Below are 11,292 nucleotides of genomic sequence, written 5' to 3'. Positions count from 1 at the left end.
TGACGAAGCGGATTCATTCCGGTGCGGAATGGACGTCGCCAAGCGAGAAAAGCCTGTTGCAGTTATCTGCAGCAGGCTTTTTTGCGCTTAACGACGTTCCTCTCCCAACGGGAGAGTGTCCGAACCTTTGATCGAAGCCATACGGAGAAGCAGGCCCGGCTTTAGAGGTAGGTTCAGACGCCGACCGGTGAAGTAAAGCTTCGAAGTGGAGTCTTTACCGGTGCGGTATGTCCATCGCCAAGCACAAAGAGTCTACCGTAGATTACGGTAGGCTTTTTAGGAGATTTTCCGAGATGATGCTTACAAAGTTGCTTAGCTCTGTAAAGCTGCAGTCGAACATCACATAAAGACAACGATAAGAGCTCTGGATGGAGCCAGGCGCAACGCTAACGAAACGGGATAACGTTATGGCCACAAAATCAGCATCCTATTCCAATCTAATGAAGATCTATCGTCTTATTTCGTGGTTTCGGACAACAATCATGCTTACTTTGATGAAATAACGCTATCAATCTTCATTAGATTCACGCGGGCTGGAGATTCAGGCGTTTAACGTTATGAATCTTCCATAGGACTTCCCCACTTTGATACCACTCCACAAAGCTTAATGAACGATAGGATTTTTAGCTTGCGAGTCCGCGGACGAAGCCTGAATTCCATTAGAATATCAGCAGAATGGCAGGCAGGCATACATTCATGCAGGCATACAGGCAGCGTAACTTTACTGAATTCGAAGAACGCTGTCAGGTTTCATTCATCATGACCGACGTTCTCTCACCCTCTGGCATCACCTCGATGAAGACCGGACGACGTTTGATGTGTATATGGCGATAAACAGGAAAATCTCCAGTATATCTGGCTGTTTTAGCTCGCCAAACCGAATAAAGTGGAAAAGTTCCATTATATTAGCTGCAGATACGAGAAAAAACAAAAATCTACGAAATGTACTGGAGGATTTCCAGCATACCCGTAGATTTCTCACCAAATGGAGATATATACTGGAGAAAATCCAACTTATTGTCGAATCGGCATTTAGGTATGCCGCACAACAATCCAATTTATTGGTCGACTATTATGGTCATTAGCAAGTTATCATACAAGCTTCTTTTTATCGGTGGTAATAGCTAGCTTCATTAAGCTCGAGACGAAGTACCCCATCCTTACGCGCTTTACGATAGATGAAGGAGAGGAGCATTCTTGGGGAGAGCAACCACAGATGCCAGCAAATAATGCTGATCATGAGCGAGCTGGAAATCCAGGGATACAATAAGCCTATGACGCATAGCCCGAGCCAGAACATTTGACGATGAACGCGGCGGAATACGAATAAGGTTATATCGTTTGCCGGCTTGAATCCAATCCAGGGAGGGGTTATTCTCCAAACCCACTTGCGCTCTGCCGCCTCTTCGACTTTAATGAACGTTAGAAGCATAATGACAATATGCAGAACTTGAACAATGGCGAAGCTGATTAGCCATGAGAATAATCCATTCATGCCGTAGACCAACAATTGAAAGCCGAGGAATATAGCTGCGATGAACAAGTAACTGTAGATGAGTTCAAGATTGATTATGGTTCGACGAATTAGCTGATATTGATATATAGTGGCATTTTTTTGCTCCTGCAAGGATTGCTTTTTCATTCTTATTCGTCCTTCCGATGGAACTTGTCTATTTCTTTTATCGGAATAAGGAGCTTATATCTCGATAGTTTGGTGTAATAAATTTTATGGAGTCAGGCACCATGCGCCCAGAAAGAGCATACGATATAGAAATATTTGAAATGGATTATGAAACAAGTATATTTCGATAGAATACATGACATAATAGTAGGTATAGATTCTTCATATAGGAAAGCGGGGATTGTTATGAACGATATTCGCGAACAGCATTGCATGATCTGCGGCGAGCAGAAGGCCGAAGGCGAAGGAATCCGTATCGTATCGGGATTCTTATGTCAATCCTGCGAAATAGAGATGGTCCATACAGATGTGAAGGACGCCAAATATCCTTTTTTCATTCATCAGATGAAGCAAATATTCATAGAAAATAATGCTTGAAGCAGCTTAATGGAAGGCTGCTTTTTTTCTTGTTGATAAACCGTCAAACCACTATAATTACTGACTTTATTCCGATATGATACAAGTATCGAGGCAAAAGAGGGGTTAATTCGCAGTGAAGAAATTATATGCGCCATTATTCGAAGCGTTGAAGCAGCATATTGCCGGCAGACCGAGCAGCTTTCATGTGCCGGGACATCATTATGGACAAGCTATAAGCAAGGAGAGTCTTGAAGATCCATCATTTGAAGCGATACGCGAGCATTTCCAGTCGATTATGAAAATCGATGTGACGGAGCTGTCCGCCACGGATGATCTGCATCATCCGGAGGCATCTATCCTGGAGGCTCAGCGATTGGCGGCGGAATCCTTCGGTTCGGATGAAACCTTCTTCCTCGTTGGCGGAAGCACGTCAGGGAATCTTGCTCTGCTGCTGGCGCTGTGCGAACCGAATGATATTGTCATTGTACAGCGTAACGTACATAAATCGATAATCAATGGTTTGAAATTATCGCATGCTTCTCCTGTTTTCCTGTCTCCTGAGCTTGACCCTGCGGCGAAGACCGGAACGGTGCCTTCTCTTGCAGCGCTGCAGCAGGCATTGGAACGGTATCCGGAGGCCAAGGCTGTCTGCCTGACCAATCCGAATTATTACGGCATCGGGGTTCAATTAGCCCCGTATGTGGAGCTTGCACATCGATACGATATCCCCCTGATTGTTGATGAAGCCCACGGCGCGCATTACGGCAGGCATCCAGGGCTTCCAGAATCGGCTCTGCAAGCAGGCGCCGATGCCGTGGTGCAATCCACGCACAAGACGTTGCAGGCGCTCACAATGGGAGCTATGCTCCATATACAAGGTGAACGGGTGAATAGAGCTCGGATCCGTGATTCGCTCCAAATGATACAAAGCTCAAGCCCGTCATTTCCGATACTCGCTTCCCTGGATATTTCCCGAGCAATTATGGATATGGAGGGTCCTCGTTTAATTGAAAGAAGTCTGGCCGAGGTCGATATGTTCAATAGATGGATTTGTGAGGAGAGCGAATATATAAAGATGATTGCTCCGGAATTATGCAAAGCGGAAGCTGCGCGGAATGAAGAATATGACATTCCATGGCAATATGATCCGCTGCGAGTGCTTCTCTATGATAATAGTGAAAGGATGAGCGGCTTCGAACTTCAACAACGATTGGAGCAGCATGGATGCTGGATTGAGATGGCGGATTTGAAAATGGCGGTGCTGGTGATGGGTTTGCATAGCTCCGAGAAGGAAATGGGCAAGTTGAAGCTTGCGATTCTGTCTATAAACCAACAATTGTCGACAAAGAGCGATGAACGCATTCCGACAGGGGAGAGGCCCTCCCCCGATATTCAACTTGTCTATGAGCGGGGTTGTGGAAGGGTTGCTGAAGAGCCAGTATCCTTCAATCGTATTGGACATGCAAACAGAAATATCGTCAGAATAGCCATAGAAGAAGCCGCAGGAGAGCAGAGTGCCGAAATGCTTGTTCCTTATCCACCAGGAATTCCGATTGTTTATCAGAATGAATACATTTCCACGGAAATCATTTTGAGCATCAAACAGTTAGCCGCGGCTGGCGCAAAATTTCAAGGGGCGCAGGATCAATCGATGCGGACGATTGCGATTTATTCGAAATAAAAGCATTTTTTTGGTAAAAAATCGCGAAATGGAATCGAATGCACCGAAATGCTCGTTGTAGTCCAGAAAGCCCTTTGCTACAATAGATTTAAGATGAATATCTTATAAGTTAGGGGCATTAGGAGCTTGAATAAAGGATTGTTTGTAACGATAGAAGGCGGCGAAGGCTCAGGCAAATCTACACTTATTGAACGCCTCGCGCATACGATGCAGGGGATGGGCAGAAGCGTAGTGACGACAAGAGAGCCTGGCGGCATCCCCATTGCGGAGAAGATTCGTTCCGTTATTCTGGACCGTGAGCATACGGCTATGGATTCGAGGACGGAAGCGCTTCTTTATGCGGCATCGAGAAGACAACATCTTGTGGAGAAGGTGATACCGGCTCTGGAACAAGGTTCAATCGTTATTTGTGATCGTTTTGTCGACAGCAGTCTCGTGTATCAGGGCTATGCTAGAGGACTTGGTTACGAACAGATCTGGGCGATCAATGAATTTGCAACTCGGAAGATGATGCCTGATCTTACGCTGTATCTCGATGTGTCGCCGCAGACAGGGCTCGCGCGAATCGCAAGAAATGCGGATCGAGAGATTAATCGTCTGGATATGGAGAAGCTGTCCTTTCATGAGAGGGTGCGAGAAGGCTACAAGCAGCTTCTTCTGCGCTTCCCCGGGAGAATAGTAGAAGTGAATGCAGAGAAAGACGCGGATGAGGTCTATGCTGAAGCAGCATCGATTGTAGAAAGCCGATTGGCAAGTATGCTTTGAGGCTCCAAGGAGTATAGAGAAGCATGGCGGACGGAGCGGGTTATAACCAAATCTAAAAGTAATCAAGGGGGAATGAAGATGAAATTAGTGATAGCGGTTATTCAGGATAAAGACAGCAACAGATTGTCAAACGCTCTGGTGCGCGAAGGCTTCCGCGCAACGAAGCTTGCAAGTACCGGAGGTTTCCTTAGAGCGGGAAATACGACGTTCATGATCGGGATAGAGGATGAGCGCGTTCATGAGGTGTTCCAGGTGATCAGCACGAACTGCAAAGTGCGCGATCAACTCGTAACGCCGGTGTCTCCTATGGGGGGCTCTACCGATTCTTACATTCCTTTCCCGGTCGAGGTGCAAATCGGCGGCGCTGCCGTATTTGTCATTCCGGTAGAGAGATTCGAACACTTCTGATAGGGTGTGACAGCGATGAGGGTTGATCAAAGCTGGCGTCCAATCGGCCAGAACCGAACAAACAATGATTCAGGGGCAAGACCGATTCAGCCGGCAACATTCGGCGATGCGCTCATCCAACAGGATGCGAGAAGGACGCAGGAGCAGTTGCAGCAGAAGCTGCAGGACATTCAGAAGCAAGGCGACAGGCTTGCCAAGCTGATGACGGTTCGCGAGCTTAAGCTGTATCGTCAGATGGTTAAGCAATTTCTGGAGGATACCATCAGGCGCGGAGTCGGACTCAAGGAAGTTCGCGGGTTCGATCGCAGAGGCCGTGTTAAGCGCTACAAGCTGCTTGACGAGGTTGACGAGACGCTCGTTTCCATGGCGGAAGAGCTTCTCGACAGCGAGCAGGGAAGAATCGACTTGTTGAACAAAATCGGCGAAATCAGGGGAATCTTGATTAACCTGTTTTTCTAAGCAGAGGAAAGATTAGATGAGCTTTCAACAATTGGAGCAACAAGGAACGCAGCACAAGGCAATCAAAATATTGAAGCATGCGCTGCAAAGCGGCAGAATCTCCCACGCATATCTGTTCAGCGGCCCAACCGGGACGGGCAGAATGGCAGTGGCGAATGCATTTGCCAAAGCGCTGTTCTGCATGGATGAAGGTTGGGATGCGTGCGGCGTTTGCCGGGAATGCAGGAAATTCGAGCATGGCAATCAAACGGATCTGATTGCGATCTCGCCTGATGGCCAGAGCATCAAAATTGATCAGATTCGTGAACTGCAGAAGTCGCTTTCGTATCGCAGCACTCAGACCGGACGCTTGGTCTACATCATTGATCATGTCGAGACGATGACGATACAGGCCGCCAACAGTCTGCTCAAGTTTCTGGAGGAGCCCCAGTCGCCAATTGTGGCTATTCTCATTACGGATAATGGACAGGCCGTGCTGCCAACAATAAGATCAAGGGCGCAATGGATTCCATTCCTTCCCATGTCTCCGGAGCAGATGCTGATGAAGCTGACGGAAGAAGGAGCGTCTCCTCTGCTTGCGAGATCGGCCGTTCAGATCTCATCGGGACTCAGCGGAGCTAGAGAAATTCTCCAGCAGAATGAATTTGCAGAAATCAGAAGCCTAGTGATACAATTAGGCAAGGAGAGCTTAACGCGATTCACCGCGGCTATGATCACTGCCCAGCAGCAAGTTTTCAAGACGGAGCTGTCGAAACAAATCAATATGCTGCTTTCATTATTGTCGCTTTGGTTTAAAGATTTCACACAGGTCCTGGCCGGAAGGCGGGACAAGCTTGTTTTCATAGATCAGCTGGACTGGATAAGCAGTCATGCTTACAATCGTTCCTTCGCAGGCTGGGTAGCCTGCATGGAGCATATCCTTGAAGCGGGCAAGCGGATGCGGGCGAATGTCCCGCCGCAGCTCGCCTTTGAGCAATTATTGGTAAACCTACAGGAGGGCTAATCCTTGTATAATGTCATCGGTGTTCGCTTTAAGAAAGCGGGCAAGATCTATTACTTTGATCCGGCTCAGCATCTCGTGGATAAGGAACAGCATGTTATTGTTGAAACGGCCCGCGGGATCGAGTACGGAAAAGTGGTGGTGGGACAGAAGCAAGTCGGTGAATCGGATGTTGTTCTCCCGCTTAAGAAGGTTATTCGAATCGCAAGCGACGTTGACGCGCAAGTTGTGGAAGAGAATCGCGCGGCCGCGAAGAATGCGTTCGCGACCTGTCTTGAGAAGATCAAGAGCCATCAGCTTAAGATGAAGCTGGTGGATGTCGAATTTACATTCGACCGCAACAAGATTATATTCTATTTCACGGCAGAGGGGCGGGTAGATTTCCGCGAGCTCGTGAAGGACTTGGCAAGCGTGTTCCGCACAAGAATCGAGTTAAGGCAAATTGGCGTTAGAGATGAAGCCAAGATGCTTGGAGGCATTGGTCCTTGCGGACGCGTGTTATGCTGCTCTTCATGGCTCGGCGATTTCGATCCGGTATCGATCAAGATGGCGAAGGATCAGAATTTATCGCTGAATCCTACGAAGATTTCCGGTTTATGCGGGCGATTGATGTGCTGCTTAAAGTATGAGCATGATAACTATGAGAGCGTTCGCGAGGAAATGCCGGGGGTAGGCAAGATCGTGATTACTTCGTTAGGAGAAGGCAAGGTAACAGGCATCAATACTTCGTCGAAGAGCGTGTACGTTCAACTGTTCGACATACCCGGCAAGCCGAAGGAATTGCCGCTTGACGATGTTGTCGTGAAATAGACGACCTGAGTGTAATCCTATTAGGTGAGGTAATGCTCACGCTAGAAGCTCTGGGGTGGGGACTTGGAGAAAAACGATATTTTTGTTCAGATGGATGAATTGGATAATCGTGTTGGCATGTTTCATTCCGAGCTTAGCGCGCTTAAGCAGAGGGTGAAGGAATTGCTGGAGGAGAACAAACGGCTCAGCAATGAGAATCATCAGCTTCGACAAGTGTTTAAGAGAGAGACGGCTCTGGAGCGCGATGCGGGTCTGGCTGCGCAAGCCAGCGGGCGTGTTGCGGCCGAGGAGGCTTCTGCGGATCAGAATCCGGAAGCGATGGACGAGCAGATCGCCGCAGTAGGAGAAGGGCATGACAATCTCGCCCGACTGTATCACGAAGGCTTCCATATCTGCAATGTGTATTATGGACATCTTCGAACGGAAGGCGATTGTCTGTTCTGCTTGTCTTTTTTGAATAAATAAATGATGATTAGAGTGACAGGCCGTCCTTGCTGCTTAAGGATGGTCTTTTTGTTGAAAGGAGAATATCGGGTGTTGGAGCAAGAAATGAACGGCGCAGATTTGCTGGCAGGTGAAAGAATTGATGATTTGTTAACGGACACGGGGCTTTGTATTATTCAGAGCCGCGAGGTATTCAGCTTTTCCTTGGATGCTGTGCTTCTCTCGAGATTTGCTTCTGTACCGAAAAGGGGCAGAATTGCGGATCTATGTACAGGCAATGGCGTTATACCGATTCTGGTGTCCCAGCGGACCCATGCTCAGATGGATGCGATCGAGATTCAGCCCAGGCTTGCCGATATGGCTAGAAGAAGCATCGCCATGAACCGATTGCAGGAGCAAATTCATGTCATTGAAGAGGATTTACGGGTCTATGCGAGATCGGCAGGCAATGGGATCTATGATGCCATTACTGTAAATCCGCCCTATATGCCGGTCGTAGCGGGGGAACAGAACGAGAATGAGCATTATGCGATAGCCAGACATGAGATTCATTGCACGCTTGAGGATTTGGCTGCAGCATGCCGCAGAATTTTGCGTCCGGGCGGCAAACTGTCGATGGTTCATCGTCCATCGCGTTTGCTTGATATTGTAGAGACGCTGCGGAAAGCCAAGCTCGAGCCGAAAAGAATTCAATTTGTGCACCCAAATCGCAACGCAGAAGCGAATATGGTATTAATTGAAGCAACGCGGGATGGAAAGCCTGATATTAAGCTGCTGCCGCCCATTATGGTATACAATGACGAGGGGGTACAAATCGTATGATTAGACAGAATAGTTTTGCTGAGTCGGCAAAAACAAACCAAGGAGCAGGCTCGCTGTATCTTGTAGCCACTCCGATTGGCAATCTGGAGGACATGACCTTCCGGGCTATACGCATATTGAAGGAAGCGGATCTTATTGCAGCGGAGGATACCAGGCAGACGAGGAAGCTCTTGACGCATTATGATATTCATACCCGCCTGTTGAGCTATCATGAGCATAATAAGCATGCCAGCGGCCCCGAGCTTATTCGCATGCTGGAGGAAGGGCAGTCCGTCGCTCTTGTAAGCGACGCGGGGCTGCCGGCGATTTCCGATCCCGGAGCAGACCTGGTGAAGGAGGCTGCAGCAAGAGGCATACCGGTAATTGCTGTCCCGGGAGCCAACGCGGCGCTTAGCGGTCTAATCATTTCCGGATTGCCGACGGACCGATTTCTGTTCACGGGGTTTCCTCCAAGAGACAAGAAGGGGTTGACGGATTGGTTCGAGCAGCTTCAATCGGAGCAAGCTACGCTTATTATGTATGAATCGCCTCATCGTCTCCTCAAGACGCTCTCGGCTGCATTGGAACAGCTAGGGGAGCGGCAAGCGGCTGTGGCCAGAGAGTTGACCAAGAAGCATGAAGAAGTAATCAGGGGGTCGCTCTCGGAATGTATCTCTTGGTTCACGGAGCATTCACCGCTCGGTGAGTTCTGCATCGTTATCGAGGGAATAGATGAAATGTCCGTTAGTCTGAAATCTACAGACGGTGCCTGGTGGTCCGATCTTGCCGTGAAGGAGCATGTCGCACACTACGAAACGATGATGGAACGCAAGGAAGCAATCAAGAAGACGGCAGTTGATCGAGGAATGCCGAAGAGAGAAGTCTATCAAGCGGTTCATGTGGACGAACAATAGCCGGCGGGGATAGGAGCTATCGTAGAGAAAAAAAGGACCTTCCTGGCCGGGTTCTAGCACAGGAAGGCATCAAGGAGTATGAAAAAGGTTAGAATTAACATGTGGATAAAATGATTATAACCTATTTTATTTATTTTGTCACAGGTGTAGGCATTTCTGATAAACAAATATGACAAACAATTTTTCCTTTGAAGTAGGAGACATTCTCAGCATTCCCGCAGAAGATACAAGCCGGCTCATATTTCTTAAGCATAATACGTTCGCCGTCCACATAAATCTCAAGCGCGTCCTTCTCGCCTATGCCCAAAGTACGGCGTAGTTCGATCGGAATAACAACACGGCCAAGCTCATCGACTTTACGCACAATTCCGGTTGATTTCATCATTGTCAATCAATCCTCTCACTAAGAAATATTTTCGTCATAATTCGACAATGTTTGTAGTTTCTATGTTACTATAATACCAACTCTTCCCAAAACAGTCAACTAGCAAAATAATCGTAGAAGTGCTGTAATTTCAAGAGTTTTGAGGAGTTTTAACCATAATGGCACTGTAATAGAATACAACAACTTCGACAATTTGGAAACAAAATTCCGACACTATTCGACATATTATTTGCAGCTTGTGTCGAAAATATGAACTTAAGGAGTTGAGCAGATGAGAGAGCAGTTAACGGAAGAGAAGGTATTCAAGGATCCCGTTCATAATTATGTGTATGTGCAGGATCAGACGATTTGGGATCTCATTAACACGAATGAATTTCAAAGATTGCGCCGAATCAGGCAGCTCGGAACAACCTATCTTACCTTCCACGGAGCCGAGCACAGCCGCTTCTCTCATTCTCTTGGCGTCTATGAAATTACAAGACGCATTATTTCGCAATTCGAACGTTACGATTATCCGGATTGGCCGAAGGAAGAACGATTGGTGTCTTTGTGCGCTGCGCTTCTGCATGATGTGGGGCACGGGCCATTCTCTCATTCCTTGGAAGAAATATTCGATACCGATCACGAGGAGTGGACATGCAGCATCCTGCTTGGCGATACCGGTATTAATGAAGTGCTTCGAGCCGTGTCCGATGATTTCCCGAGTCAGGTTGCGGCCGTTATCAAAAAAACGTATCCGAGACCGATTGTGGTCAGCCTGATCTCCAGTCAAATGGACGCAGATCGGATGGATTATTTGCTCCGCGACGCTTACTTTACAGGCGTTAATTATGGCAATTTCGATCTGGAGCGCATTCTTCGCGTCCTGCGTCCCTACAAGGGCAGAGTGGTCGTGAAGGAAAGCGGCATGCATGCTGTAGAGCATTATCTTATGTCCCGCTACCAGATGTATTGGCAGATTTACTTCCATCCCGTGACACGCAGCTCGGAGATCATATTGAGACAAATTTTTCGCAGAGCCCAAGAACTCAGCCGAGCAGGTTACGCCTTTGAATGGATGAGCCCGTCCATTCGTCAATTGTTGAACAATACGCTCGGCATTCGAGATTATTTGAAGTTAGACGAAGCATTGGTTCAGACCGCTTTCACGGAGTGGTCGGAAGAGAAGGATTTGCTGCTTAGCGAGCTCTGTTACCGCTTCATGAATCGTCAATTATATAAATATGTAACCATGGACAATCCGGATGAATCACTACTTAATGAAATTGCCGAGACATTCCTCTCCATAGGGCTTAATCCGGAATATCATATGGAGATGGATTACCCGTTCGATCTGCCGTACGATGTGTATCGTCCAGATCAAAATGAAGGGAAAAAGAAAGAAAAAGCGCCGATTTTGTTGCTCGACAACGAGGACCAGCTCAGCGAGATTTCAATGAAATCCGACATCATTCGCTCGATAACCGGGTTGCATCAAGGGCAGTATCATTTGTACTATCCAGAGGAGCCGCTCCTTGCCAATAAAAATATTTTATCGGACAAGCTAAGAACATTATTCAAAATAGGAAAGGAAATGATATGAAA

At 47.5% G+C, this 11,292-nt stretch carries 13 protein-coding genes; 11 read left to right on the top strand and 2 right to left on the bottom strand.

Going from position 1 to position 11,292, the window contains the following annotated elements; all coding sequences use genetic code 11:
• Window positions 1–1,108: 1,108 nt before the first annotated feature.
• Window positions 1,109–1,642: a transposase gene (locus HFP08_RS25140; RefSeq protein WP_168123384.1), complete on the bottom strand. Its 534-nt coding sequence runs from the start codon at window positions 1,640–1,642 to the stop codon at window positions 1,109–1,111.
• Window positions 1,643–1,867: 225 nt separating this feature from the next.
• Here HFP08_RS25140 and HFP08_RS25135 point away from each other — a divergent pair, with 225 nt between their 5' ends.
• From HFP08_RS25135 to rsmI, 10 genes are all read left to right on the top strand, one after another.
• A complete protein-coding gene (locus HFP08_RS25135; RefSeq protein WP_168123383.1) occupies window positions 1,868–2,059 on the top strand; it encodes a sigma factor G inhibitor Gin in 192 nt (63 codons plus the stop codon).
• Window positions 2,060–2,174: 115 nt separating this feature from the next.
• Complete coding sequence (locus tag HFP08_RS25130; protein WP_168123382.1) at window positions 2,175–3,722, top strand: aminotransferase class I/II-fold pyridoxal phosphate-dependent enzyme; 1,548 nt, start codon at window positions 2,175–2,177, stop codon at window positions 3,720–3,722.
• 126 nt (window positions 3,723–3,848) lie between these two features.
• Complete coding sequence (gene tmk / locus HFP08_RS25125) at window positions 3,849–4,487, top strand: dTMP kinase (protein WP_168123381.1); 639 nt, start codon at window positions 3,849–3,851, stop codon at window positions 4,485–4,487.
• A gap of 78 nt (window positions 4,488–4,565) precedes the next feature.
• Window positions 4,566–4,895, top strand: coding sequence for a cyclic-di-AMP receptor (locus tag HFP08_RS25120; protein ID WP_168123380.1), 330 nt, complete (start codon window positions 4,566–4,568; stop codon window positions 4,893–4,895).
• A 15-nt stretch (window positions 4,896–4,910) separates the two neighbouring features.
• Entirely contained in the window at window positions 4,911–5,354 is a 444-nt protein-coding gene (locus tag HFP08_RS25115; RefSeq protein ID WP_168123379.1) for a YaaR family protein, read from the top strand.
• Window positions 5,355–5,370: 16 nt separating this feature from the next.
• Entirely contained in the window at window positions 5,371–6,357 is a 987-nt protein-coding gene (gene holB, locus HFP08_RS25110) for a DNA polymerase III subunit delta' (protein ID WP_168123378.1), read from the top strand.
• A 3-nt stretch (window positions 6,358–6,360) separates the two neighbouring features.
• On the top strand, window positions 6,361–7,164 hold the full coding sequence (locus HFP08_RS25105) for a PSP1 domain-containing protein (RefSeq protein WP_168123377.1): 804 nt from the start codon (window positions 6,361–6,363) through the stop codon (window positions 7,162–7,164).
• A 63-nt stretch (window positions 7,165–7,227) separates the two neighbouring features.
• Window positions 7,228–7,629, top strand: a complete 402-nt coding sequence (locus HFP08_RS25100; RefSeq protein WP_168123376.1) for an initiation-control protein YabA — start codon at window positions 7,228–7,230, stop codon at window positions 7,627–7,629.
• Between the two features lie 84 nt (window positions 7,630–7,713).
• The gene (locus tag HFP08_RS25095) at window positions 7,714–8,430 is read left to right on the top strand and encodes a tRNA1(Val) (adenine(37)-N6)-methyltransferase (RefSeq protein WP_168123391.1); all 717 of its coding nucleotides are present in this window, start codon (window positions 7,714–7,716) and stop codon (window positions 8,428–8,430) included.
• Window positions 8,427–9,323, top strand: a complete 897-nt coding sequence (gene rsmI, locus HFP08_RS25090) for a 16S rRNA (cytidine(1402)-2'-O)-methyltransferase (RefSeq protein ID WP_168123375.1) — start codon at window positions 8,427–8,429, stop codon at window positions 9,321–9,323. Before HFP08_RS25095 ends, rsmI begins: the two co-directional genes overlap by 4 nt.
• 130 nt (window positions 9,324–9,453) lie before the next feature.
• Here the strand turns inward: rsmI and HFP08_RS25085 are convergent, their stop codons facing one another.
• Window positions 9,454–9,708, bottom strand: coding sequence for an AbrB/MazE/SpoVT family DNA-binding domain-containing protein (locus HFP08_RS25085; protein ID WP_028609554.1), 255 nt, complete (start codon window positions 9,706–9,708; stop codon window positions 9,454–9,456).
• 271 nt (window positions 9,709–9,979) lie between these two features.
• On the opposite strand from HFP08_RS25085, the gene HFP08_RS25080 reads away from it, so the two are divergent.
• Window positions 9,980–11,290: an HD domain-containing protein gene (locus tag HFP08_RS25080; RefSeq protein ID WP_168123374.1), complete on the top strand. Its 1,311-nt coding sequence runs from the start codon at window positions 9,980–9,982 to the stop codon at window positions 11,288–11,290.
• Window positions 11,291–11,292: the final 2 nt, after the last annotated feature.

Source organism: Paenibacillus sp. HB172176 (assembly GCF_011947265.1).
Taxonomy (GTDB): domain Bacteria; phylum Bacillota; class Bacilli; order Paenibacillales; family Paenibacillaceae; genus Pristimantibacillus.
Note: the sequence above shows the minus strand (reverse complement) of the source record. Positions and strands in the feature narration are given on the sequence as shown.

What these genes read in the sequence shown, in the direction of transcription:
- HFP08_RS25080 (WP_168123374.1), top strand. Translation starts at nt 9,980, where the DNA reads ATGAGAGAGCAGTTAACGGAAGAGAAGGTATTCAAGGATCCCGTTCAT.
- HFP08_RS25135 (WP_168123383.1), top strand. Translation starts at nt 1,868, where the DNA reads ATGAACGATATTCGCGAACAGCATTGCATGATCTGCGGCGAGCAGAAG.
- HFP08_RS25140 (WP_168123384.1), bottom strand. Translation starts at nt 1,642, where the DNA reads ATGAAAAAGCAATCCTTGCAGGAGCAAAAAAATGCCACTATATATCAA.
- HFP08_RS25095 (WP_168123391.1), top strand. Translation starts at nt 7,714, where the DNA reads ATGAACGGCGCAGATTTGCTGGCAGGTGAAAGAATTGATGATTTGTTA.
- HFP08_RS25085 (WP_028609554.1), bottom strand. Translation starts at nt 9,708, where the DNA reads ATGATGAAATCAACCGGAATTGTGCGTAAAGTCGATGAGCTTGGCCGT.
- holB (WP_168123378.1), top strand. Translation starts at nt 5,371, where the DNA reads ATGAGCTTTCAACAATTGGAGCAACAAGGAACGCAGCACAAGGCAATC.
- rsmI (WP_168123375.1), top strand. Translation starts at nt 8,427, where the DNA reads ATGATTAGACAGAATAGTTTTGCTGAGTCGGCAAAAACAAACCAAGGA.
- HFP08_RS25120 (WP_168123380.1), top strand. Translation starts at nt 4,566, where the DNA reads ATGAAATTAGTGATAGCGGTTATTCAGGATAAAGACAGCAACAGATTG.
- HFP08_RS25115 (WP_168123379.1), top strand. Translation starts at nt 4,911, where the DNA reads ATGAGGGTTGATCAAAGCTGGCGTCCAATCGGCCAGAACCGAACAAAC.